A 23,166-nucleotide genomic window follows, 5' to 3' on the forward strand; every position below is an offset into this window, starting at 1 on the left:
AAAAGTCCCGTAGAATACGGGACTTACTATCATCTGGCTGATTCCTTCTAATTTAGAGAGCCGGGGGCATCGGAGAAGGAGAAGCGGGCTTGGGAGCGGACTTCTTTTTCTTCGGGGCAGCTTTCTTAGCGGCTTTCTTCGGGGCAGCTTTCTTAGCAGCTTTTTTGGGAGCGGCTTTCTTAGCGGCCTTTTTTACAGCTTTCTTAGGAGCGGCCTTTTTTACGGCTTTCTTAGCAGCTTTTTTAGGAGCAGCTTTCTTAGCGGCTTTCTTTACTGCTTTTTTGGGAGCAGCCTTCTTTACGGCTTTCTTAGCTGGCTTTTTAGCAGCTTTTTTAGCGGTTGCCATAACTTTTAGAATTTAAATGGTTAGTAATTATGGCCTAAAAATATAAAACATATTTTTTTTTGCCAAATAAAACTGCCAAAAATTCAATCGGCAACCCTTTTTTGTCAGGCGATCACTTCAGACGGAGTGACCGAAACAAGCGTTTTGTGGTCCTTGCTTTTGCGGAATTCAACCACACCATCCGTCAGTGCGAACAGCGTGAAGTCCTTGCCCACACCGACATTCTTGCCAGGATGATACACCGTGCCGCGTTGACGCAGGATGATGTTACCGGCGATGGCGGGTTGACCACCGAATATTTTTACACCGAGACGCTTGCTTTGCGAATCCCGGCCGTTCTTTACGCTACCTTCCCCTTTTTTGTGTGCCATATACTAGTTTTTCAACCGGCAACATTTATGCAATGTCGCTGATCCTGATTTGTGTATAATGTGTGCGGTGCCCGATCTTCTTGCGGAAGCCCTTGCGACGCTTCATTTTGAAGGCGATCACCTTGTCCCCTTGTACGTGACCGAGGATTTCGGCTTTGACGGTGGCCTTTACGGCGCCGCCTACGCTCAGTTTACCGTCCAGGTCGACCAGAAGGACTTCCGGGAACTCAACTTTATCGCCAACATTCCCAGTCAATTGAGGTACGTACAGGCTCTGGTCCTTTTGTACCTTAAATTGCTGGCCGGCTATTTTAACAACTGCAAACATAACTGTCCAAAATTAGGAGTGCAAAAGTAGGTGAAATCCCTCAAAATCGGAAACTTCCAGGCAAAAAAAACCGACTGACCCCAAAATTGAGGGTTTTTGGTGTAGGTTTGCTGCCTGGATAACAGACCCTCATCCAAATGAAGATCAAGTCATTGCTGGCGAGGCCTTTCGCCAATTTTATATATGCCAAGGTCCGCCGGGATATGCAGTCGGCGGTGGAAGACCAGAAGGCGGTGCTGCAGGAGTTGTTGAAAGTAGGGGCCAAAACCCAGTTTGGGAAGGAGCACGGCCTGGACAAGGTCAAAACCTACGAGGAATTCCGGGCGGCTATCCCTATACGGGACTATGAACAGTACAAGCCCTATATAGAACAGGTCAAACAGGGGAAGCACAACATCCTCTGGAAGGGACTGCCCCTGTATTTTGCCAAAACATCAGGGACCACCAGCGGGATCAAGTACATCCCCATCTCCAAGGAGTCCATTTCCAACCACATCGATTCCGCCCGGAACGCCCTCCTGTGCTATATCGCAGAAACGGGAAACACCGGTTTTACGGATGGGAAAATGATCTTTCTCTCCGGTTCTCCCGAGCTGGAGCGCATCGGTGGCGTCCCTACGGGCCGGCTCAGCGGGATCGTCAATCACCATGTCCCCAAGTATTTAAGGACCAATCAATTACCCTCATACGAGACCAATTGTATCGACGACTGGGAGACCAAGCTCGACGCCATTGTAAAGGAAACCATAGAACAGGATATGACCCTGATCAGTGGCATCCCGCCCTGGGTACAGATGTATTTCGACCGGTTGAGGGAAGTCAGTGGCAAACAAATCAAGGACCTGTTCCCGAATTTTAAGGTCCTTGTCCACGGGGGCGTTAATTTCGAACCCTACAAGGCAAAGCTGTTTGAAAGCATCGGTGGCAAGGTCGACACCATCGAGACCTTCCCCGCTAGCGAGGGTTTTATCGCCTTCCAGGACTCGCAAAATGCGGAAGGGCTCCTGCTGAACACCAATTCCGGCATCTTTTTCGAATTCGTCCCCGCCGGCGAGATCTATGCGGAAAAGCCCACCCGGCTTAGCCTGGAGGATGTCAAGGTAGGGGAGAACTATGCCCTGATCATCAACAATAATGCTGGCTTGTGGGGGTATTCCATCGGCGATACCGTCCGTTTTGTCAGCACCAATCCCTACCGGCTGGTGGTCACCGGCAGGACGAAACACTTCATCTCGGCTTTTGGCGAACACGTCATCGGGGAAGAAGTGGAGCACAGCCTGCTCCGTGCCGCCGATGAAGCCGGGGTCCGCATCGTCGAATTCACGGTGGCCCCGCACATCAGCAACGATCAGGGAAAGTCCTTCCACGAGTGGTTTGTAGAGTTTGAGCAAACGCCCGACGACCTGGGCACCTTTATAAAAAAGGTGGACGACAACCTTAGGGCAAAGAATATTTATTACGATGACCTGATCACGGGTAATATTTTGCGCCCGCTGCAAATACTACCCCTGCGGAAAAATGCGTTTATCGACTATATGAAATCCATCGGAAAGCTGGGCGGACAGAATAAAGTGCCCCGCCTGAGCAACGACCGGAAGATCGCAGATGCTTTAGATGCTTACATAATCCATTCCCATTCATGACTAACCAGAAGAAAAGAATCGCCATATTCGGTTCAACCGGCTCTGTAGGCACGCAAACACTACAGGTCATCGCAGCGCACCCCGATCTTTTCGAGGTAGAGCTCCTGACCGCCCATTCCAACGATGAACTCCTTGTAGAACAGGCCCTGCAGTTCAATCCCAATGCCGTCGTCATCAGCGATGAGACCAGGTACGGCAAGGTAAAACAGGCCCTTGCCTCCACCGATATAAAGGTTTTTGCCGGGGAAAAATCCCTTGAAGAAGCCGCCGCTTTCGATTCCTACGACCTCATGGTCGCCGCCATCGTCGGCTTTGCCGGTCTTAAATCCGTCATGCAGGCTATTGAAAACGGCAAGGCCATCGCCCTGGCCAACAAAGAAACGCTTGTGGTCGCAGGGGACATTGTGATGCGCCGCGCCCTGGAGAACCGGGTACCTATCATCCCCGTGGACTCCGAGCATTCGGCCATTTTCCAGTGCCTGGTCGGGGAGACCCGCAACCGAATCGAAAAGGTCATCCTCACCGCTTCCGGGGGCCCGTTCCTGGGAAAAAAGCCCAATTTCCTGGTCAATGTCAAACGCGACCATGCCCTCCAGCACCCCAACTGGAACATGGGCGCCAAGATCAGCGTCGATTCCGCCACCCTGATGAACAAGGGTTTGGAGATGATCGAGGCCAGGTGGTTGTTCAACCTCGCGCCGTCCCAGATACAGGCCGTCATCCATCCCCAGAGCATCATCCACTCCATGGTCCAGTTCGAGGACGGGAGCATCAAGGCCCAGATGGGAGTGCCCGATATGAAGGTGCCGATACAATATGCCCTGAGCTTCCCTCATCGCATTCCCAATGATTTTCCCCGGCTTGACTTCAAAAAGATCAGCACCCTCACCTTCGAGGACCCCGATACAAAGACGTTCCGGAACCTGGCGCTCGCCACCGAGGCCCTTCATAAAGGGGGAAACCTTCCTTGTATCGTCAACGCCGCCAACGAAATTGCCGTCTGGGCCTTTTTGCGGAACCGCATCGGTTTCCTGGACATGACGGAGGTCATCGAGAAGACTGCCGAAAAACTTCCGTTTATTTCCCAGCCCACCATGGAGGAATACCTGGAAAGCGACGGGGAAGCGCGGAACTATGCCGCAAGTCTTATAAAATTGTAACTTACGCCCATGACCGTATTACTCGTGGCCGATTTGTCAGGCCCTCTGAACCAAGCCGGACAATTCATTTTATCCCTTTCCGTTATCATCGTACTCCACGAAATGGGGCACTTCCTACCCGCCAAGTGGTTTAAATGCCGTGTCGAAAAATTCATGCTGTTCTTTGACGCCGGCTTTTCATTATTCAAGAAAAAAATAGGGGAAACAGTCTACGGTCTCGGTTGGATCCCTCTCGGTGGCTACGTCAAGATCTCCGGGATGATCGACGAAAGCATGGACAAGGAGGCGCTCAAGCTGCCGCCCAAGCCCTACGAGTTCCGGAGCAAACCCGCCTGGCAACGCCTCATCATCATGTCCGGCGGTGTCATCATGAACTTCCTGCTGGCCTTCGTATTGTTTGCCGTCATTCTCCAGATATGGGGCGACACCTACCTGCCGCCTCAAAGTACAACCTACGGTCTGTACGCCGACTCCCTTGGCCGCAAGATCGGTCTCCAGACCGGTGACCGGATCATGTCCATCGACGGCAAACCCGTCAAAAACGAAGAAAAGGTCGTCCTCGATATCTTCACCCACAGCGCCAAAAGCATCCAGGTCCAGCGCGACGGCCAGATGATCAACCTCTCCATCCCCGACGAATTCATCGGCGAGCTCAGCCACAACAGGCTCGACGGCTTCGCCGAGGTGGCTTTCCCCAACATCGTCGATACGGTCAAAAAGACAAATATCGTTTCGGGCGAACTGAAAAGGGGAGACCGCGTGATTTCGCTCGCGGGCATACCCACCCCGGACTACATGACCTTTGTGACAACCCGTGTCCACTATAAAAAGGATACCGTTGACCTTGGCCTGATCCGTGGTACAGACACCGTACACATCAAGTCCGTCCTGGATTCCAACGGCGCCGTCGGGTTCATCCCCGTCCCTCCCGATTCCCTCGTGCGGCTGACCACCGTCAAGTATGACTTCATTGCCTCTTTCCCCGCGGGTGTCCGCAAAAGCATTGAAGTGATGCAGGACTATATCGCCCAGCTCAAACTCCTGTTCACCAATAAACACGTCAAGTCCCAGGACTCCCTCGGTTCCGTGCTCACCATGGCCAAGGCCTACCGCACCAAATGGGATTGGGAAAGCACCTGGAGGCTCACCGCTTTCCTCAGCGTCATCCTGGGCTTTATGAACTTCCTTCCCATTCCCGCCCTCGACGGCGGGCATATCCTGTTCCTGCTCGTGGAAATGATCACCGGCCGCAAACCCGGGGATAAGTTCCTGGAGTATGCGCAGGTCACGGGGATGGTTATCCTGGTGGCGCTGATGGCGTATGCCCTCGGGTTGGATGTGTTCCGGGCGTTCTTCAAACACTAGCCGCGGCCTTTTGGCCCGCGGCGCGCTACATTTCGATCCCGATGCGCCGCATCAACACCTCCGCATTCCGCGTGGTGCACACCCCCTTGCGCAGCGTATAGTCGAAGTGCAATTCGGTTCCTTCGAATTGCACGTCAAAGTAGTAATTGTGGACATGCCCCGGCAGCTCCGTTTCCATCTGCGCCAGCTCCAGGTCGTGCGTCGCCACGATCCCTGCCGCACCGCCACGGATCAGCTGGCGCACCAGCGCCCTAGACCCGGCCAGCCGGTCCCGTGAGTTCGTCCCCCTCAGGATCTCGTCCAGCAGGATAAAGACCTGTTCTTTTCTTTTGACCCGGTCGATGATGCTTCTTAATTTCTTCAGCTCTGCATAAAACGTCGACGTACTGTCCTCCAGGTTGTCCGCGATCCGCATGCTGCTCACCACCAACACCGTCGACACCCGGGTTTGTGTTGCACATACCGGCCCACCCGCCATCGCCATCACCATATTGATGCCCACGGTCCGGAGGAAAGTGCTTTTGCCGGCCATGTTGGAGCCTGTGATCAGCTCCAACTGGCCCGCGCCTTGTGTTTTGAAGTCGTTTGTTACCCGTTTTTCTGCTTGGATCAGTGGATGACCGAGGGCTGTTGCCTCGAACACGTTCTGTTCCGCGTCTATTTCCGGGAAACACCACTCCGGGTGGTTGAAATGCAGCAACGCCAGGCTCCCCAGCGCTTCCATTTCCGCCAGCGTCTCCACCCACCGTTCCACCCCCTCCCGGTTCCGCTCCCGCCATTGGTTCAGCCCGTGCATCTGCCACAGGTCCCAAAGCAGGAAGGCATTTAGGGGAAGGAAAATCAAAGGGCTCAGCCGGTAGTCGAACCGGTGCAGCAGGCGGTCCAGTTGTTTGATTTCGTGCGCGGCGCTCTTCGGGGTGGTTAGATTTTCTTGCAAGCGTTTTGTCAATATTGTTTTTGCCGCCCGCTTCTCCATCAGACTTACACCTTCCGAAAGGCTCCCGATCTCCCCCACGATCCCCGAAAGGACGATGTAAGGTTCAATCACCCGTTTGCTCAGGCTTGACGACACCCCCAGGAACACCACGCAACAAAACCCAAACACGGCCGCCGGGATCATCCCCCCTATATAAAAGCCCAGGAGCCCCAGCGTCACCACCGGGTAACCCCACCGCACCCACGTCCAGTACTTCTCCTGAAACGGAGTGTGGCCCCTTCTCAGCCACCTCGATATGCGCTCCGCCGTCTGTATTTTCAGGGGCGTCTCCCGGCATAAGGCCGCCAGGTCGAAAATCCCGTCCGGGTCGGTTCCTAATTCCTTTACCGCCTCTTGCCGCGCTCTGATTGTTTCCCGGTCCGCTGGATGTAGTAGCCAATGCGCCATTTTCAGCCGCCCCGGCTCCGAATGACAACGGTTCACCATTTTGTACAGCGACCCCTTCCCAAAGATGTCCAGGTCATACGCATACGGATGATCTTCCTCATACGGCATGTCCCCGCTCAGGTCCGTCACGCCGTCCTGCTCTTGTTTCACCAGGGTCTCCAGCCCCTCCAGCCGCCTTATTCGCGCGTTATTGTTCACATCCAGGATGATTGCCCGCCCAAAAGCCGCCAGCCCCGCCACCACGACCAACACCCACCAAGGTTCCTGGTACTGGTAGGCCATATACCCCGTGACCAACGCCGTTAGGATCGCGATGGCCCTCGCCCAGGCCAGGGCGGAGCGCCTGCGGCGGGCTTGGGCCAGTAGACCGGCTGTGGCTTCCAGTTTTTGCGCGTAATAATCCATTGCCTTCATAGCCCTGAAGGTAAGTACCCTTGCCAAACGCGCAAAAAATTGTATATTTGCAGGCTCAACCCGCAGGTCCTTTAACGGCCCGCCCCCCAAGGGGCGACGCCCTCCGGGCCGCACATGGGGGTGACAGGTTTTGACAGCATTGGTCTTTTTAGGTAAGCATGCCGTGCGTTGTGTAATTAGCACGATAATCTGAATACTCAAATCTCAAATGGCGAATCTAACTTTGCCATGGCTGCCTAGTCGATAGATTAGCATCCATTATGTCCGCAGATGGGGGCTGCCCGTTGCCGCTAATGCCGACGAACCAAACCAATAACGGGATAGCGTCTTAGTTCTCCGTGGCTTTTGCGCAAAACAATAGCGGATAAGGGAAACGTTGGTGTGTTGCTCTCCTGCGTTTCCCCGACAAGCAATGAGTAAATAAGCATGTAGAAAGCTTACGGAGAGAGTGTTTGGACGCGAGTTCGAGTCTCGCCACCTCCACGATTGGTTTCAAGCCGCTGATTTTCAGCGGCTTTTTTATTACAACCCAAGAGAGCTCGAATTTTACTCGCTCCGCAAAGCCTTTATAGGATTTGCCCATGCGGTTTGGATGGCCTTGAAGCTGACGGTGAGGAGGGCGACGACCAAGGCCAGCACACCAGCGACGGCAAAGACCCACCAATGGATGGTAGTTCTATATTCGTACCCCTGTAACCAGCCCTTCATGGCCCACCAGGCGACAGGAAAGGCGATTAAACACGAGATGATAACCAATTGAAGAAACTCTTTTGATAACAAACCCGCCAGGCCGCGGGTTGAGGCGCCTAATACTTTTCGGATGCCCATCTCTTTCGCGCGACGCTCTGCGGTATAGGCGGCCAGGCCAAACAGACCCAGGCAGGAGATAAATACCGCCAGGGTGGCAAAGACACCGGCAAGCTTGCCGATAAGCGTTTCAACGGCGAACAAGGCATCGAATGCCTCATCCGCAAAATGATACTCAAAGGGATAACCGGGATTTTCGGTGGTGACCACGGATTCGGTGGCGGCCAGCGCTTTGGACAGGTCGGCGGTTGGCTTAAACCGGAGGGCCATAACCGTAGCGCCGCGAAGGTCGGGAAACAGGATCAGCGGAGTGCCGGGACCATAAATATCATTATACACAAAATCTCTTATGATGCCGATCACTTGTGCGTGATAGGAGCCGTTGCTCAGGATACTGCCGGTCTTTCCTTCTTTGCCCATTAGTTTCGCCATGCTTTCATTGATGATCACGCTCTGGCTGTCCATGCCGAATGTTGGATAAAAGTCCCTGCCGCTAAGGAATTGCAGGTGCATGGTTGAAATATAGTCAGGGCTGACGGCGTTATAATGAATGGGGAGCTTCATGTTGAGGTCTTTGCCTTGCCACGTCATGTCGTTTCCAGCGCTATATATATGCAGAGCGTCATGCAGGGCCGTAGCGGCGTTTTCTACATAACCAGTGGCGATGAGCCTGTTCTTCAGGACCTCGAAATTCTTTTTCATATTCCCCTGCAAATCCAAATAAACGAGTTTGTCCATCGTATAACCGATGTTGCGGTTTTTGATATGTTGCACCTGCTGATAAATGATGACCGTGCAAATAATGAGAATAACCGAGGCGGTGAACTGGGCGATGACCAGTCCCTTTCGGATGAAGACTACGCTGCCGCCGCTCTTTATTCTCAGCCCCTTCAACACGAAAATGGGGTTGAAGGAGGATAGGTAGAAGGCGGGGTAACTGCCGGCAACGATACCTGCTACGATGGCGACTGCCAGCAGGCTGGACCAATGCAAGAATTGGAAGAGATGTATGGAGAGCTGTTTGTCGACCAGGGTATTATACGCGGGTAAGAGAAGGTAGAGCAGGCCGATGGATAACAGGACGGCTAAGAAAGAGAGTGCGACGGCTTCGCTGATGAATTTTCCGATGAGCCTACCCCTGCCGGCGCCCAAGACTTTTAGAACGCCTACTTCTTTGGTCCGTTGTTCGGAGCGGGCGGTGGCGAGGTTCATAAAATTGATACAGGCGATGAGCAGGATTGCAATGGCAATGAGGGTGAAGAGATGAACATACCGGATGGTGCCACCGGTTTGCATGCCATTTTCGAAATTGGCGCGGAGATGCCAGTCGTTCATGCTCCAAAGAAAAAGGGTGTTCTCCTGACCGTCGACCTTTTTGCTGAGGTAATGGGTCAATTGATTGTCGACGGCGTCGCGGGAGGCGGCGGGGTCGAGTTGGACGATGACCTCTGGCATGGGATTATCCCAGCGGTTCACCCAGGGATTGGCTATTTCCCAGGCCTTGAAGGGTGAGATCCATTGAAAATGATAATTGCAGTTGGCAGGCAGGTCCCTGAAGACTCCTGTCACGGAATAAAGACCATCGGCTGCATAGCCTACATTGCCGTTCATTTTTATCGTCTTACCCATGGGGTCCGTTTCGCCAAAGATTTCCTTGGCCATCGATTCACTGATGATGACGGACTGTACTTGTTGGAAGGCGGTTTTGGCGTTGCCCTGGATAAAAGGCAGGGTGTACATGGAAAGGATGGAGGGATCGGCATAAATGCCATTTATTTTAATCGATTTATCGCCTACGATGGCGAGTTCGTCCATGGGCCAGCTAAGGCGCCCGCTATTTTTGATACCGGGGATCTCGGCTTTAACGGCGTCCGAGAGCGGGCCGGGGGTAGAGCCGCTGGTGGAGATGCCGCGGTTGCTCTTTTCGTTCTGCATAATATGATACAGATGATCGCGGTTTACGAAATTGTAGTTGAAGGTAGTTTCATCCTCCACCCAGAGGAAAATAAACGCAGCGCAGGTGATTCCTATAGTTAAGCCAATGATATTCAATATGGTATATGTCCTGTTCTTCCAAAGATTGCGGAAGGCGGATGTAATGTGATTTTTGAGCATATGGACAAGTTTGCAGTTATCGTATAATGATGTACCTGAAAAGTGCGAAAAGGTTACAACTGAGCGCAGTTTTTTGGGGCCGCGCAATTTCGTGGTGTTCGATAGAACGCTCGCCCCCTCCACCGTTCTTCAAGCCGCTGTTTGTCAGCGGCTTTTTTCGCTATAGCGTACAAAGGTTCGTTCGTCATTCGCTTTTCAGCTCTCGGCAATCGAATCATCAGGCAACGCGAACGCTATATCAATAAACAAGTTTATATTTATAAAATTGCCATTGGGGACATACATTTCCCCCATTTTTCGTCTAAAAAACCGCTTTGCCGTCATGAAGTACATCTTTTTAAGCGCAAAAACACTCAAAACTTAAACAATCATGATGAACACAAAATTCCTATAAGGCCAGTTTATAAATTCTAAATGAAATCAATTCGCTAAAACTGCAAATGATGAAAAAAATTGAAGCAATCATTAGAACTTCCAAATTCGAGGAGGTCAAAAGCGAGCTGAAGAAGATCGGTATTGATTTTTTTTCCTATTGGGAGGCCGCCGGCATCGGGAATGAGCATCTTCGGGAGCATCACACTTACAGGGGTACTATTTATGATACCCAGTACATTTCCAGAATTTTCATTGCTATCGTGCTAAAAGATGCAAACGTTCAGAAAACGGTCGATTGCATCGAAAAAGCCGCGTATACGGGAGAGATCGGGGATGGTATGATCTTCACTTATAACATCGAGGAGTCCGTAAGGATAAGCAACGGCGCCAGGGGCGATGCTTCAACTGCCGGCCCCGGAGACGAAAAACTTTGACCCATCAACCCAAACTAAATAATTATGTTTCGTAAAATACTATTTATTCTTATTGTCACCCTCTCTGCGTTATCATCGACGGTATATGCTCAAAAAGCCCCGGACCCCAATGGCGGAAATACCGGAACGGTAGTAGATCTGGACTCAACGGCCGGCAAGATAATCGACTCTGTCGCGAAGGCAAAAGACACGACGGTGGCAGGCGTTAGCGCCTCGGTAAGCAAGCTGGCCAATGCAGTGAGCACGCTTGCCAACGGGGACGGCCACAACAAGATATCCATCAATTTTGTCTGGCTTATGATGGGCGGTTTTCTCGTGTTCTTTATGCAGGCGGGGTTTGCCTTGGTTGAAACAGGCCTCACCCGCGCAAAAAACGTTGCACATACGATGGCCATGAATTTGTTTATTTATCCCGCAGGCGTGGTTGGCTTTTTTGTTTCAGGTTTTGCCATTATGTTTGGCGGCTTGGGGGCCTTAGGCACGTTAGGTGGGTTTGATGGATTAAACCACGAAGTGACTGTTAACCTCTTTGGACACACGTTTGGCCTATTTGGTGCAAAAGGCTTTTGCATGAATGGCGTATATGATGTTGGCGTCCTGGGGTTCTTCGTCTTCCAGGTGGTTTTTATGGATGCCACTGCCACCATTCCTACGGGCGCCATGGCTGAAAGATGGAAGTTCGCATCGTTCGCACTTTCGGGATTATTTGTCGGCGGACTGATCTACCCCATCTACGGTAACTGGGTCTGGGGAGGGGGATGGCTTTCTCAGCTGGGCGCCAATTTCGGGTTAGGCCATGGCCATGTCGATTTCGCGGGATCATCGGTCGTGCATATGGCCGGCGGTGTCCTGGCACTGGTTGGCGCAAAAATGATCGGCCCCCGGCTGGGGAAATACAATAAAGACGGCTCTATCAACGCGATTCCCGGTCATAATATTCCGATGGCCGTCCTGGGCGCGTTGGTCCTTGCATTTGGATGGTTTGGCTTTAACGCAGGTTCGACCCTTGCAGGGACTGACCTTCGTTTATCCGTTGTTGCATTCAATACGTTGATCGCCTCTTGCATGGGTGCGGCGGCATCCACATTGTGGATATGGTTCGTACGCGGAAATAGGCCAGACGTTACGATGATGGTGAATGGATTGCTGGCGGGGCTGGTGGCTATCACTGCGCCGTGCGCCTTCGTATCGCCGCTGGGAGCGGTGGCCATCGGACTAATTTCCGGATTGATCGTCGTCGAGGTCACCTTGGTTGTGGATAGAAAGTTAAAGATCGACGACCCTGTTGGTGCCGTGGCAGTCCATGGAGCCAACGGTTTGTGGGGGATTTTGGCGCTCGGCCTCTTTGCAGACGGAACGTATGGCGATGGGCTGAATGGGGTAAAAGGAGGAGTAAGGGGCCTGTTTTACGGAGACGGCGGGCAATTTGTCGCGGAATTCATCGGCGGGGTGGTTAATTTTGTGTGGTTTGCAGCGGCCGGTTGGATCCTGTTCAAACTGCTGGATAAGATCGCTGGGAACAGAGTTAACCCCGAAGTTGAACTGTACGGTCTCGACCTCCATGAAATGGGATTGGATGGTTATGCAGGTGTCAAGATGGATAAGAATGCCGAAACGCCTTTATCAAGATAAATCATATTTCGGTCAGGAGCCTTCCTCGATGAGAGGAAGGCTCCTAAAAAAGTCACCTGCTTTGGCGGGAATATTTTTTCACGTCGCCTCAGCGCCCCCGCCGCGGCAATTCCGCACTATACTCTTTCTTCCCATGCCACCACGCCGCAGCCTGCCCCGCCAGCCAAAGATAGTAGTCACTGCCCAGGTCGGTGTCGATGCCGACAAAGCTGCCGCCATCATTCTGCGGGAGCCGGTCGACCGTATTGCACTTGAAAATGGAGGTCCCTTCGTTCATTTCATCGAACATGGCGATATAGAGCATGCCTGCACCGGCCGCCCGGACGGCCGCCACCTGTTCCCAGAAGAAATGGCCCCGGTTTCTTGGAACGGCGGTCGATTGCGGTCCGTTCATGTTCTTCCAGGAAAAACCCGGAAAGGCCAAGGGGGCATAGTCTACGCCATTTTCATTGCACCAGGCCAGATCGTCTTTGAGAAGGCTGCTAAAGACGGGGTAGCTGTTTTCGTTATAGCGTCCAACGAACCAGGGGGCTACGATATCGCATTTCCGGATAAGGCGATGAAGGGTCGAGTCTTGGAGACAATCCCGACCCAGCGTCCGCCAATAGGTGGGGACACCCAGCATGACGCTGAAACCCCGTGACTTGATCCCGTCGATAAGGGTCTCCGCTTCCCGGAAACCGTAACGGCGGTGGTCGTTGAATCCTACTCCCCACACGACGACCAGCGGCTTGCCATGATGGTGCAGGTAAGTGGGGCTTCGCGTGCCGTGTAGCAAGTCATATTTGGTGGTCAGCTCGTCGAGATCGGCCAGTGTCATTTGCTCTTCTCCCGGCTGCATACCGCTGAGGTCATACATGATGCAAATAGCGCGGTCATATTGCGTGGCCGCGCTGATCGCGTTGTCCAGCACGGTGTTGAAGTGGCGTTTCCCGCTGGGATTGCGAATCTCCGCTACGAATCGCTGCATAAAGACGCCGTCGATGCCATAGTCCTTCATCCATTTGAAATGCAGCCGGACGGTAGAGGCGTCGTAGGAGCTGAAAACAGCGGCGGGGCTTCCATCGGTGAAATGAAAGGGTGTGGGATAAGTTTTCGCATACTCCCGGGTGTCCGGCCACAAATCGATCTCGGAACTGCCGGGTGCGAATACCCCCCGGTGTTCGTAGTGGTGCCAGTGGCGGCCGGTGCTGTCACCCGGGGTGTTAAACCAGCCCTGGTAGCCCGCCATGACAAGGCCCTTATACGTGGGATAGCGGCAGTTTTGTGCCCGGCTCCACAATGGGATGAGGAGCAGCAGAGAAATAGCAAGTCGGATCATACTGTAAGAAAAGGATGAAGCACTAATACAGGGGTTAATGGGACATTAATTTCTGAATTAAAGTGAAAATTACCAAAGGACCGTTTGGGGAAGGTGGTGATTAAAATCGTCCGTTGACTATATTTGTATATAGCCATCGCCATGAACGACATAATCGATCTACAACTAAACTACCCCGTACTAGAGGGCCAGGAAAAACAATTAAAGAGCGCCATGACACAGGCGCTTTCTGAAATCCATGAAATACTCCCCATTTGTGAACCTGGCGGGAATCCGGCGGATAGAGAGGTAGGTGCGAAATGGTTGTCACAGCCCGGATATACGGTGTCGTCCCAAAATCTTTTTATAGGAACGGGAGGGCATAATGCGCTTATAAATGCGATTTTATCAGCCAGCCTTACAAACAAAGCCATCGCTACCGATGAGCTGACCTATTCGAATGTTAAATCTATTGCAAAGCTATTTGGATTGAGGCTCATCCCTTGCCCTATGGACGCCGATGGGATGGACCCATCTGCGCTGGCTGTAGCATGCGAGACCGCCGGCGTGGCGGCGGTTTATTTGATGCCGACTGTCCACAACCCGCTGGGTACGGTGATGCCGTTGAGGCGGCGGGAGGAAATTATTGCGGTGGCGCGGGACAAGGACCTGGTCATTATTGAAGATGACGCGTATGGTTTTCTTGAAGACGCCATCATTCCGAATTTTTTTCATGTAGCGCCCGAACGGTCTTTTTACATTTATAGTTTTTCAAAGCCGCTTGCCCGGGCGATCAAAACCAGCTATCTCCTTGCCCCTGACCGGTATTCGGAAAAGGTGACCGAATCTTTCAGGTTGACCGGATCTACGCCTGCCACCTTATCCATCATTACGCTAAACAAACTGATTGCTTCCGGTGCCGTAAGTGCCCTTATTGCTGCAAAAAGACAAGAAGGCAACTTCAGGCAACAACAGGCCCGGCTGCTGTTGAGCGACTATGACATTACCGGCCACAGGAATGGCTGGCATTTTTGGATATCATTGCCCTCCGCTAAACAATCGGCAGATGTAAGTAATGCCTTACTAAAACGGGGTGTCCTTGTTGTTCCTTCAAGCAGCTTTGCCGTTCATGAAACTGCCCACAGACCGGGCATACGGGTCGCCATGGGTAATGAAATTGACTTCGACCGGGTCGTTAAGGGAATAATGATGCTGAAAGAGGCGCTGTAGAATGGCCTATATTTGCCGCGCAATGGAAAAGAATATTAGCGATCTATTGGTGGCAACGGCGCCCACCCGGGAAAAGTTGATCGGGCATCCTTTATATCGTACGCTCGACAGGCTGGAGTATTTGCGCGCATTCATGGAAATACACTGTTTCGCGGTTTGGGATTTTATGTCCTTACTTAAAGCGTTATCTCAATCCCTCACGTGTACGACCGTGCCATGGCTGCCGGTGGGCAACGCTGAAACACGGTACCTGATCAATGAAATCGTGACGGGGGAGGAAAGCGATCTTGATGAATCCGGCAACCGCGCCAGCCACTTCGAGCTGTATTTGCGTGCCATGCGGCAGGCCGGGGCCGATGTGACGCCTATCAACCGGTTTATTGGATTGTTGCAAAAGGGTAGGAACGTCGAAGATGCACTGGACGAGGCGGAGGCTCCCGCAGCAGCCAAGCAATTTGTACAACATACGTTTAGTGTTATCGCCACCGGAAAGCCACATATTATAGCGGCGGTTTTCACGTTTGGACGGGAGGACCTTATACCAGCCATCTTTATCGAAATGGTCAGGGAAATTGCGATTCAGTTCCCGGGAAGCGTGGACATCCTGAAATATTACCTGGAGCGGCATATTGAAGTGGATGGCGATCATCATTCGCACCTGGCCTACCAGATGACAACCGGGCTTTGCGGGGATGATGCGAAAAAATGGGAGGAGGCGACATCGGCTGCGGGTGCGGCACTGGAAGCACGGTTGGCTTTGTGGGATGGTGTTCTGAGGAAAAATGAAAAATAATTCATTATTCCCTATCTTTGCCCCATGCGCCTCAAAGATGAGCAAAAGATCGACATTTTCTTTACCAGCACGCTTAGCCTTGTTGGAAAGGTCGGTCTCGCAGGCCTGACCATGCCCCTCATCGCAAAACAGTCGGGCGTTGCCACCGGAACGCTGTACATCTATTTCAAGAACAAGGACGACCTCATCCTTGCCCTGTATAAAAAGGTAAAAAATCGCTTTGGTGCCACCATTTTCATCGGATTTAGCCCTGAGCTCCCCGTCGAAGAGGGTTTACGGGTTGTCTGGGAGAACAGCCTCCGCTACGTAGTCTCCAACTTCCCCGAACAGGTTTTCCTGCAACAATTCATGGCGTCTCCCTACAAACGCGAAGACCAGGCCGTGGCCTTTGCCAGGCCGGTGATGGCCCCTCTCGCCCAACTGCTGGAACGCGGGCAAAGGGAGGGATTGCTAAAAGCAGATGAAGAACTCCTTGTGCCAAGCCTGCTCTTTGGCTTTGTCCAGCAGATTGCCGCCCGTATTCATCACACGCCCGCACAACTCTCCAAAGCCTTTATGGACAGCTCCTTCAGGTTCCTATGGGATGCGGTACGTGCGTAAATTTTTTTTGCATAAAAAATGAAAAAATATTCATTTATGAAAAAGATTACCTCCCATCTTTATCAGCTGAGCCTCGGTTTCGTCAACGCCTTCCTTATTGAAGACGATGAACAAGGCCTAACCCTCGTCGACACCGGGACCCCGGGTAGTCTCCCCAAAATCTTCGCCCAAATGGAAAAGGCCGGCAAAGACCCTCGTGACATCCGCCGTATTATCGTTACACATGCCCATACCGACCATACCGGGAGCGCCGCGGCCATCAGCAAGGAACTTGATATTCCGGTATGGGCCCACGCCGATACGGCCAGGCTTGTGGAACGGGGTCTCCCTGGTGACGCGGCATTGCACGTAAGCCCCGGTCTGCTGAACCAAGTCATATACCAATTGTTTATCCGCCGCGGAGGCAGCACCATCGATCCGTTTACCATTACCCGCCTGCTTAACGACGGAGAGGTCCTTCCCGGTGGTGTCAGGGTCATCTATACGCCCGGTCATAGTGCAGGCCATCTTGCCCTTCTCCTGCAGACCGACCGGGTGCTCATTGCCGCGGATATATGCGCCAACGCTGCCGGACTCCATTGGCGCACCGTCTACGAAGACCGGGAGCTTGGCCGCCAAAGCATCCTGAAAGCTGCGGCGTTCGACTTCGACATGGCCGTTTTCGGCCATGGTGGGCCGTTGACAAGCGCGGCCAACACCAGGCTCCATGCGAAATTTGCGTAAATCACATCAATGGAAAGTCTCCCTGAAGGTAATAAAGCCCATCGGCCACCCGGGTGTAGTCTTTGTACTTTGCAGAATCCGGTGGGACCTTTGCCCAAACATAAACAAGGTCTAACAATCCCCTTAGGTAGAGTCGGCTAAAGGTCACGGTACTGTCGCGGAGGTTTACGCTGACACTCCCGTAAATGCCTACACTGTGAAACCGTTTTTTAAGTGTTTTGTTCTGAATGGTATCTATCAAAAATTCCCGCCAGGCATTGTGGCTGGAATAGTCAACAGAGAATTTTCCCAACGCCCGTATGTCATCGGCGTGTTTCGCATAGCGCCGCACATGCTGCCTGTCCCAGGCTTTCATGGACGGGATGCAGGAGGAAAAAAGAAGGATGAGGGCGAACGCACGGTATTGGAAGGACATGCCGGCCTGTTTTTGGTATTCAATATAGTCACTAAAGGCCCCCGCATGTTGCATGGCCTGCGAAAATTTGCGATATTAGGGTTCAAAAGCTGCCTATTTATCCCCATGAGTTTAAAGGTTCTCATCGTTGAAGACCAATTCCTTGAGGCCAGGAGCCTGAGTACCATGCTGAAAAACGGCGGGCATGCGGTGGAGGGTATAGCTAAATCGGTAGAACAAGCACTGCTCATTCTGGACAAAAAAAAGCCGGAAATCGTCTTGGTGGACATTCTCCTGAAAGGGGAAGCGAACGGGATAGACCTCGCCCGGGTACTTGACCGGAGAAACATTCCCTTCATATATATATCCGCGAATTCCAATACATCGACGTTAGAAGAAGCGGTAGCCACAAAACCTTATGGCTTTTTAGTAAAACCATTCAAGGAACGGCAAATTTTGATTGCGCTGAACATAGCCGCCTATCGTTACCGAAAACACCAGGAGTTTATATCCCGGCAACAAAAATGGCTGACAAGCCTCCTGAAGAATATTATCGCAACCGATGAAACGAAGGACGAAATGGTTCTCTCGCTCATAAGGGCGCTTACGTCTTTCCTTCCCTTTGACTTCATCATGATCGACACTGACTTGCGCGATTCGGCCGCCGGGGCTTTTTTTAGATACCGGCGGGTTGACTTTGATGAATATATCAGGGTTGATGATGACGGAGACACGATCAACGACATCCGAAAAGCGAACCGGGAAAATCGAAGCGCCTATTTCCTTGATGAAGCTGATCTCCGGAAAGAGGGATTTAAATCCAAGTTGTGGGTTCCGCTGTTAAAGCATTGGGACGTGGAAATGTCCATTGCTTTTTATTGCTGTAACGAGGAAAAATATACAGCTGACCACCTGCAACTGATGAACTCAGTACAGGAACTTCTTGGGGAGGTTGTCGGACATATAAAGACCGCCAACGCTGCATCACGGCCCGGGCATAAACGTAACCGGTCCATGGCGCCCAATCAACTGCTGCAGCCAAAGGTGGGTGGAATTATCGGGAAGAGCGTGAAATTGCTGGAGGCATTGGATAAAGTGTCACAGGTCGCACCGTTTGATAACACGGTGTTAATCCTTGGAGAAACGGGTGTGGGAAAGGAGGGATTGGTAAAGGCCATTCATCAGCTATCACCAAGGAAGGACAAATCCCTGGTAAAAGTAAACTGCGCGGCGATCCCGGCAAACCTGGTGGAATCCGAGCTTTTCGGGCATGAAAAAGGAGCCTTTACCGGGGCCATCGAACAGCGGATCGGTAAATTCGAACAGGCCCACGGGGGAACACTTTTCCTTGATGAAATCGGTGAGCTTCCCATAGACATCCAAAGTAAGCTCCTGCGGGCTATCCAGGAAAAGGAAATAGAGCGGGTTGGCGGGCGGACGACCATTCGAACGGACGTGCGGATCGTGGTCGCCACAAACCGGAATCTTCTCCTCGAAATAGCGGAGGGTCGCTTCCGGTTGGATTTGTATTATCGCATCAATGTTTTCCCGATTAAACTGCCCCCCCTCAGGGAACGGCGAGAAGATATTAACGCCCTGGCCTCTCATTTTCTACAACTGTACGGTGACAAAATAAACCGGGGTAGGATGACGATCACACCGGAGGCCATGCAGCAACTGGAAAATTATTCCTGGCCGGGCAATATCCGGGAACTGCAACATTTGATCGAGCGGCATGTCTTGCAGTGCCGAACGGGTATCATCGATAGGTTTGACATGCCGGAGCCCATCCCTTTTCAACACTGGTCAAAGGACGTGCGCGAGCTGAAATCGTTCGCGGATATGGACCGCGATCATATTATCACCGCCCTCAAGCGGTGCAACGGGAAAATCTCGGGCAGAGGCGGGGCGGCGGAGTTGCTGAGCCTGCCGCCGACAACCCTTAATTCGAAAATGAAGCGGCTGGGGATCAAGTGGCCGCTTTCCAAGGCTTGATCATGAGTACTTTAGCACGCCTTCTTGTTCTGGTCATGTTGTTGGTGTATCCCTCCGTCAACGGGCAGCAACTCAACGGAAAAGCCGGGCAACGAACGATGCTGGAATTGGGCGCTGCGGCGATCACTGTCACCACTCAGGGGCGTGTCCTATTGGATAGCACCCTTATCCTCGTCTCGCAATATCATGGAGTAAGCCGTAGCTCCGTCATCACCGAGGGCTTCGATGATGATTTTTGCGCACGGTATGCAGGTTGGGTCCGTACGGGTAACGTCGACAGTATAATTAAGGTATTGCCCGGTCTTGGAGGGGACATTCAGACACGAGTACGGATCCTGCTGGGGGCCTGGTATGCGTACCAGCCCGGCGCTGAACACTACCGCATGGCCATTACGGAGCTGACCATGGCTCAGCATGAGAAGGGTATAGAATGGGCCGCCCAAGCCTATTGCCTGCTGATGAAGGCGTACTACATGCTGGGTGACACGGCCAGGGGCAACGCCTGGTATTTGTCCTTCCTCCACCATCCCGAATTTAGCAACCTGGCGGCATTGCAGGCGAAAGTCCGCAAATATGCGGGTGTTTTCTGTCCGTTTCGTCCCGGGACCACGGGTTTCCGGCTCCAATGTCTTTCGGAAGCACTGTCGCGCTACCAGGCCTTAAAAGATACCGGCAATCAGGTGAACACGTTGATGGATATTGCCTATTTGCGCTTTGCGGGGGGAGACCCCGTGGGATCGCAACAGGCAGCCAGGCAAGCCCTGAGTTTAGAGAAGGCCTGGGGTTTTCCATATACCCAATATACGTATGACCTGCTGGCCTTCCTGAAAATTTTTGCCAGCCAGTATAGCGAAGCGCTGCCGTTGGCGATGGAATGTGTAAAGGCAACCGAGGCTACGCATGACCGGTTATACAGCGCTCATGCGTATCTCCGGGTGGCCGACGTCGTGCAGCAACTGGAGGACGTGACGGCCGCCACCGGTTGGTATAAACAAGCGCTGAAGGCCGCCATAGGGACACGGAGAGATGAGGACTTGTACGAGGTATTGGAGAACCTCGGCGCAAAGAATATCAGCCTTGACCTGTCGCCCGGTGCTGTACATACGGTGGAAGATATGATCGCCCAATATCCTCCCGGGAGCAGAAATGAGTCACAACTAGCCTTTGAAGCGTTGGGCAGCGCCTTTGAAAGTGCCCGGGACTATCCAAAAGCAAGGGAATACTTTATGCGGGCCTGGCAACTGGAAGGGGAGGCATCGAAGACAAGGGGCGGCATGACGAATACATACCTGATCCGAAGGTTGGGTCGGATAAATCTGACGTTGGAAGATTGGGAGGGGAGTCGAAAATTTTTGATGATGTTGCTTTCACCGGCGCTTGCCGGCAAGGTTGACCAGGAAGACCTTTCCCATGCGTATTATGGAATGTACAGGGTCGATTCGGCCTGTGGGGATTTCAAGGATGCGGCGCATTGGCTCGTGCAATACAGCGACCTGGAGGATAAGGAGAACTTTCAGGCGCAGGCCAGGCAACTCATAGATATGAACGTAAAGTATGAGACGCTGCAAAAGGAAAAGCGTCTCCAGGAGCTTCGGACACAAAAACAACTGTACATCGCTGGATTTGTCTTTTTGGGCTTTGTCATCGTGATGGTGTATGTCCGCTACCGTAACAATAAGCGCACCAACAGGCAATTGCAGGCGCTGAACCGCCAGCAGACGGTACTGCTGGAAGAAAAGGAATGGCTCGTCCGCGAAATACACCATAGGGTAAAAAACAACCTGCAGATCATCACCAGTCTGCTGATGTCACAGTCGGAATTTCTAACGGACAAAAATGCGGTGAACGTCATCCTGGAAAGCCAGCACCGGGTCGAAGCGATGTCTCTGATCCATCAGAAGTTGTACAACTCCCGGAACCTGAGCAGTATCGACATGCCTGACTATATCGGAGAACTGGTGGATTACCTTAGGGATAGTTTTGTCCTGTCGCAAAAGGTCGTCTTCGACCTGGACATCGAAAGAATATCACTGGACGTTTCGAAAGCGATCCCGGTCGGGTTGATCCTAAATGAGGCGATCACCAACGCTTTTAAATATGCATTCCCTCATGGGGCAGATGACAGAATTTCCATCCGTCTGTTTTCCGAGGGTGAAAAAACGATTTTGCGGGTAGCGGACAACGGTAGGGGGCTGCCGGAAGATTTTGATGCAGCCGGTTCCGGCACTTTTGGAATGACCTTGATCAGAGGAATGGCAGAGGACCTGGAAGCCACCATCGACATAAGCGGGCACCACGGAACGGTGATCCGTGTCAGCTGGCAAACGCTATTTCGTAAATTCTGACGAGACTTACGCTATTTCGCAGGAGCGTCCCCCATCCACACCTGTAAGACTTTGATTGTGAGTTGTTATTGAGGTGGCATAGCATTGGTTTCGCTTCTCCAAAACATCACTATGACAAGTCTTACACTGGTAAAGGCCGCAGGCCTGTTTTCATTGTTTGGATCCGTTTTGCTGCGGTACCCAAGCCCTGGCGACCGGCCCTCGGGCAGCGCCGGCAAAGTGCACAACATCGTGTTGGTGCATGGCGCCTGGGCCGACGGTTCGGGTTGGGAAAGCGTGTATAAAATCTTAAAGGATAAAGGTTATCACGTCACAGTCGTGCCCAACCCGAATACGAGCCTCACGGATGACGTCAAGATCACGAAAGCGGTCCTCGCCATGCAAGACGGCCCGACGATTCTTGTAGGACATTCCTATGGGGGCGCGATCATCACTGAAGCCGGTGACGACCCAAAAGTGGCGGGGCTGGTATATGTCGCTGCTTTTGCTCCGGACGCAGGAGAGTCCCTGCTGAAAATGCAGCAGGCCGGGCCGGCGGATCCCAATACGCCGATACTTCCGCCGCAGGACGGTTTTATCTGGCTTGACAAATCGAAATTTCACGAGGACTTTTGCGCAGACCTTCCGGCCGGCAAGGCTGCATTTATGGCGGACGCCCAGGTACCCGTCGGTGTCGCAGCCTTTACGACCGACCTTACTACGGCGGCCTGGAAGACCAAGAAAAGCTGGTATATCGTATCCAAGAAAGACCGGATGATACCCCCGGATGTCGAACGCATGATGGCCAAAAGGGCGGGATCGACGGTTACCGAGATCGACGCAAGTCATGCAGTCTATGTGAGCCATCCGGCAGAAGTAGCCGCCGTGATTGAGAAGGCGGCGACTAATTAAAACCCTCGCGCAGGAGCGCCCTGACCACCTCTATCGTGTTCAGGGCCTCCCTAAGCACCTTGATTTTCCTCTCCTCATCACACATCAGCCACCCAAAGTACAACTGGTGGAAAGGCCGGCTTGTATGCACGGCAACCGTGTGGACCTCGTATTCGGCAAACACCTGGAATTCGCTCTCCATCCGTATCACGGGGTTGGAAAATGCCAAATCCGGCATCATGGCCATCAAACCGGCGATGTATTTTACGATCGCTACGGGTCCGGTCAACCGCGTCGGCATATTCAGGCTTGCCAGGTAAGGCAGCTCCAGTACGCCATCCGGCGCAAATAAAGAAGCCGCCTTTTCAGGGACCCGGAATACCGCCAGATACTCCAACAATAGTTCTTTTGCGCAGCTCATATCAGTACCGGGGCGACAATGGGTATGCCAATACATAAACCTTGGCCGGTCAACGGGTTAAGAAACCCGGGGCCGGGGTCGTTGCTGAATAGCGTGAAAAATGGCGAGGCCTTTACGAAAT

Annotated in this window: 19 protein-coding genes and 1 other RNA gene; 13 read left to right on the plus strand and 7 right to left on the minus strand. The window is 52.5% G+C overall.

Annotated features, from left to right (window positions below; translation table 11 throughout):
- Positions 1-52: 52 nt before the first annotated feature.
- The 3 genes from EDB95_RS20645 to rplU all read right to left on the minus strand — a co-directional run bounded on the left by EDB95_RS20645 (position 53) and on the right by rplU (position 1,045).
- Positions 53-346 (minus strand): histone, encoded by a 294-nt coding sequence (locus tag EDB95_RS20645; RefSeq protein WP_133996608.1) that lies wholly within the window; start codon positions 344-346, stop codon positions 53-55.
- Positions 347-450: 104 nt separating this feature from the next.
- Entirely contained in the window at positions 451-717 is a 267-nt protein-coding gene (rpmA, locus tag EDB95_RS20650; protein ID WP_133996611.1) for a 50S ribosomal protein L27, read from the minus strand.
- A gap of 25 nt (positions 718-742) precedes the next feature.
- The gene (gene rplU, locus EDB95_RS20655; protein ID WP_133996614.1) at positions 743-1,045 is read right to left on the minus strand and encodes a 50S ribosomal protein L21; all 303 of its coding nucleotides are present in this window, start codon (positions 1,043-1,045) and stop codon (positions 743-745) included.
- A gap of 137 nt (positions 1,046-1,182) precedes the next feature.
- Here rplU and EDB95_RS20660 point away from each other — a divergent pair, with 137 nt between their 5' ends.
- From EDB95_RS20660 to rseP, 3 genes are read left to right on the plus strand one after another with little or no spacing between them, the layout of a single operon-like run.
- Positions 1,183-2,688, plus strand: a complete 1,506-nt coding sequence (locus EDB95_RS20660) for a GH3 auxin-responsive promoter family protein (protein ID WP_133996617.1) — start codon at positions 1,183-1,185, stop codon at positions 2,686-2,688.
- Complete coding sequence (locus EDB95_RS20665) at positions 2,685-3,848, plus strand: 1-deoxy-D-xylulose-5-phosphate reductoisomerase (protein WP_133996620.1); 1,164 nt, start codon at positions 2,685-2,687, stop codon at positions 3,846-3,848. Before EDB95_RS20660 ends, EDB95_RS20665 begins: the two co-directional genes overlap by 4 nt.
- 9 nt (positions 3,849-3,857) lie before the next feature.
- Positions 3,858-5,213 carry an RIP metalloprotease RseP gene (gene rseP, locus EDB95_RS20670; RefSeq protein ID WP_133996623.1) on the plus strand — a complete coding sequence of 452 codons (1,356 nt, stop codon included), beginning with the start codon at positions 3,858-3,860 and terminating at the stop codon, positions 5,211-5,213.
- Between the two features lie 25 nt (positions 5,214-5,238).
- Here the strand turns inward: rseP and EDB95_RS20675 are convergent, their stop codons facing one another.
- Entirely contained in the window at positions 5,239-7,011 is a 1,773-nt protein-coding gene (locus EDB95_RS20675) for a MutS-related protein (protein WP_133996626.1), read from the minus strand.
- A 116-nt stretch (positions 7,012-7,127) separates the two neighbouring features.
- Between EDB95_RS20675 and ssrA the strand changes: the two genes are divergently transcribed.
- Positions 7,128-7,497, plus strand: a transfer-messenger RNA (tmRNA) gene (gene ssrA, locus EDB95_RS20680).
- Positions 7,498-7,557: 60 nt separating this feature from the next.
- Here the strand turns inward: ssrA and EDB95_RS20685 are convergent.
- Positions 7,558-9,933, minus strand: a complete 2,376-nt coding sequence (locus tag EDB95_RS20685; protein WP_133996629.1) for an ABC transporter permease — start codon at positions 9,931-9,933, stop codon at positions 7,558-7,560.
- Between the two features lie 443 nt (positions 9,934-10,376).
- Here EDB95_RS20685 and EDB95_RS20690 point away from each other — a divergent pair, with 443 nt between their 5' ends.
- Both EDB95_RS20690 and EDB95_RS20695 read left to right on the plus strand, forming a co-directional pair.
- Positions 10,377-10,742, plus strand: coding sequence for a P-II family nitrogen regulator (locus EDB95_RS20690; RefSeq protein WP_133996632.1), 366 nt, complete (start codon positions 10,377-10,379; stop codon positions 10,740-10,742).
- 24 nt (positions 10,743-10,766) lie between these two features.
- The gene (locus EDB95_RS20695; protein ID WP_133996635.1) at positions 10,767-12,374 is read left to right on the plus strand and encodes an ammonium transporter; all 1,608 of its coding nucleotides are present in this window, start codon (positions 10,767-10,769) and stop codon (positions 12,372-12,374) included.
- A gap of 88 nt (positions 12,375-12,462) precedes the next feature.
- On the opposite strand, the gene EDB95_RS20700 is transcribed toward EDB95_RS20695, so the two are convergent.
- Entirely contained in the window at positions 12,463-13,695 is a 1,233-nt protein-coding gene (locus EDB95_RS20700) for a glycoside hydrolase family 71/99-like protein (protein ID WP_133996638.1), read from the minus strand.
- 141 nt (positions 13,696-13,836) lie between these two features.
- Between EDB95_RS20700 and EDB95_RS20705 the strand changes: the two genes are divergently transcribed.
- From EDB95_RS20705 to EDB95_RS20735, 7 genes are all read left to right on the plus strand, one after another.
- Positions 13,837-14,904 carry an aminotransferase-like domain-containing protein gene (locus EDB95_RS20705; RefSeq protein WP_133996641.1) on the plus strand — a complete coding sequence of 356 codons (1,068 nt, stop codon included), beginning with the start codon at positions 13,837-13,839 and terminating at the stop codon, positions 14,902-14,904.
- A gap of 22 nt (positions 14,905-14,926) precedes the next feature.
- The gene (locus EDB95_RS20710) at positions 14,927-15,697 is read left to right on the plus strand and encodes a DUF3050 domain-containing protein (protein ID WP_133996643.1); all 771 of its coding nucleotides are present in this window, start codon (positions 14,927-14,929) and stop codon (positions 15,695-15,697) included.
- 24 nt (positions 15,698-15,721) lie between these two features.
- Positions 15,722-16,297 (plus strand): TetR/AcrR family transcriptional regulator, encoded by a 576-nt coding sequence (locus tag EDB95_RS20715; RefSeq protein ID WP_133996646.1) that lies wholly within the window; start codon positions 15,722-15,724, stop codon positions 16,295-16,297.
- A 36-nt stretch (positions 16,298-16,333) separates the two neighbouring features.
- On the plus strand, positions 16,334-17,020 hold the full coding sequence (locus EDB95_RS20720) for an MBL fold metallo-hydrolase (RefSeq protein ID WP_211352169.1): 687 nt from the start codon (positions 16,334-16,336) through the stop codon (positions 17,018-17,020).
- Positions 17,021-17,216: 196 nt separating this feature from the next.
- Positions 17,217-19,409, plus strand: a complete 2,193-nt coding sequence (locus EDB95_RS20725; protein ID WP_133996652.1) for a sigma 54-interacting transcriptional regulator — start codon at positions 17,217-17,219, stop codon at positions 19,407-19,409.
- Between the two features lie 2 nt (positions 19,410-19,411).
- Positions 19,412-21,754, plus strand: a complete 2,343-nt coding sequence (locus tag EDB95_RS20730) for a tetratricopeptide repeat-containing sensor histidine kinase (protein WP_133996654.1) — start codon at positions 19,412-19,414, stop codon at positions 21,752-21,754.
- Positions 21,755-21,865: 111 nt separating this feature from the next.
- Complete coding sequence (locus EDB95_RS20735) at positions 21,866-22,645, plus strand: alpha/beta hydrolase (RefSeq protein WP_133996657.1); 780 nt, start codon at positions 21,866-21,868, stop codon at positions 22,643-22,645.
- On the opposite strand, the gene EDB95_RS20740 is transcribed toward EDB95_RS20735, so the two are convergent.
- Complete coding sequence (locus tag EDB95_RS20740; protein ID WP_162852706.1) at positions 22,638-23,045, minus strand: nuclear transport factor 2 family protein; 408 nt, start codon at positions 23,043-23,045, stop codon at positions 22,638-22,640. The two genes, EDB95_RS20735 and EDB95_RS20740, sit on opposite strands and share 8 nt — an antisense overlap.
- Positions 23,046-23,166 lie beyond the last annotated feature (121 nt).

It is taken from the genome of Dinghuibacter silviterrae (assembly GCF_004366355.1).
GTDB lineage: Bacteria > Bacteroidota > Bacteroidia > Chitinophagales > Chitinophagaceae > Dinghuibacter > Dinghuibacter silviterrae.

Excerpts from the sequence above, each read along its gene's own strand:
- EDB95_RS20660 (WP_133996617.1), top strand. The coding sequence starts at position 1,183 with ATGAAGATCAAGTCATTGCTGGCGAGGCCTTTCGCCAATTTTATATAT.
- EDB95_RS20710 (WP_133996643.1), top strand. The coding sequence starts at position 14,927 with ATGGAAAAGAATATTAGCGATCTATTGGTGGCAACGGCGCCCACCCGG.
- EDB95_RS20730 (WP_133996654.1), top strand. The coding sequence starts at position 19,412 with ATGAGTACTTTAGCACGCCTTCTTGTTCTGGTCATGTTGTTGGTGTAT.
- EDB95_RS20695 (WP_133996635.1), top strand. The coding sequence starts at position 10,767 with ATGTTTCGTAAAATACTATTTATTCTTATTGTCACCCTCTCTGCGTTA.
- EDB95_RS20700 (WP_133996638.1), bottom strand. The coding sequence starts at position 13,695 with ATGATCCGACTTGCTATTTCTCTGCTGCTCCTCATCCCATTGTGGAGC.
- EDB95_RS20675 (WP_133996626.1), bottom strand. The coding sequence starts at position 7,011 with ATGAAGGCAATGGATTATTACGCGCAAAAACTGGAAGCCACAGCCGGT.
- EDB95_RS20690 (WP_133996632.1), top strand. The coding sequence starts at position 10,377 with ATGAAAAAAATTGAAGCAATCATTAGAACTTCCAAATTCGAGGAGGTC.
- EDB95_RS20720 (WP_211352169.1), top strand. The coding sequence starts at position 16,334 with ATGAAAAAGATTACCTCCCATCTTTATCAGCTGAGCCTCGGTTTCGTC.
- EDB95_RS20735 (WP_133996657.1), top strand. The coding sequence starts at position 21,866 with ATGACAAGTCTTACACTGGTAAAGGCCGCAGGCCTGTTTTCATTGTTT.
- rpmA (WP_133996611.1), bottom strand. The coding sequence starts at position 717 with ATGGCACACAAAAAAGGGGAAGGTAGCGTAAAGAACGGCCGGGATTCG.
- rplU (WP_133996614.1), bottom strand. The coding sequence starts at position 1,045 with ATGTTTGCAGTTGTTAAAATAGCCGGCCAGCAATTTAAGGTACAAAAG.
- EDB95_RS20665 (WP_133996620.1), top strand. The coding sequence starts at position 2,685 with ATGACTAACCAGAAGAAAAGAATCGCCATATTCGGTTCAACCGGCTCT.
- EDB95_RS20740 (WP_162852706.1), bottom strand. The coding sequence starts at position 23,045 with ATGAGCTGCGCAAAAGAACTATTGTTGGAGTATCTGGCGGTATTCCGG.
- EDB95_RS20645 (WP_133996608.1), bottom strand. The coding sequence starts at position 346 with ATGGCAACCGCTAAAAAAGCTGCTAAAAAGCCAGCTAAGAAAGCCGTA.
- EDB95_RS20705 (WP_133996641.1), top strand. The coding sequence starts at position 13,837 with ATGAACGACATAATCGATCTACAACTAAACTACCCCGTACTAGAGGGC.
- rseP (WP_133996623.1), top strand. The coding sequence starts at position 3,858 with ATGACCGTATTACTCGTGGCCGATTTGTCAGGCCCTCTGAACCAAGCC.
- EDB95_RS20715 (WP_133996646.1), top strand. The coding sequence starts at position 15,722 with ATGCGCCTCAAAGATGAGCAAAAGATCGACATTTTCTTTACCAGCACG.
- EDB95_RS20685 (WP_133996629.1), bottom strand. The coding sequence starts at position 9,933 with ATGCTCAAAAATCACATTACATCCGCCTTCCGCAATCTTTGGAAGAAC.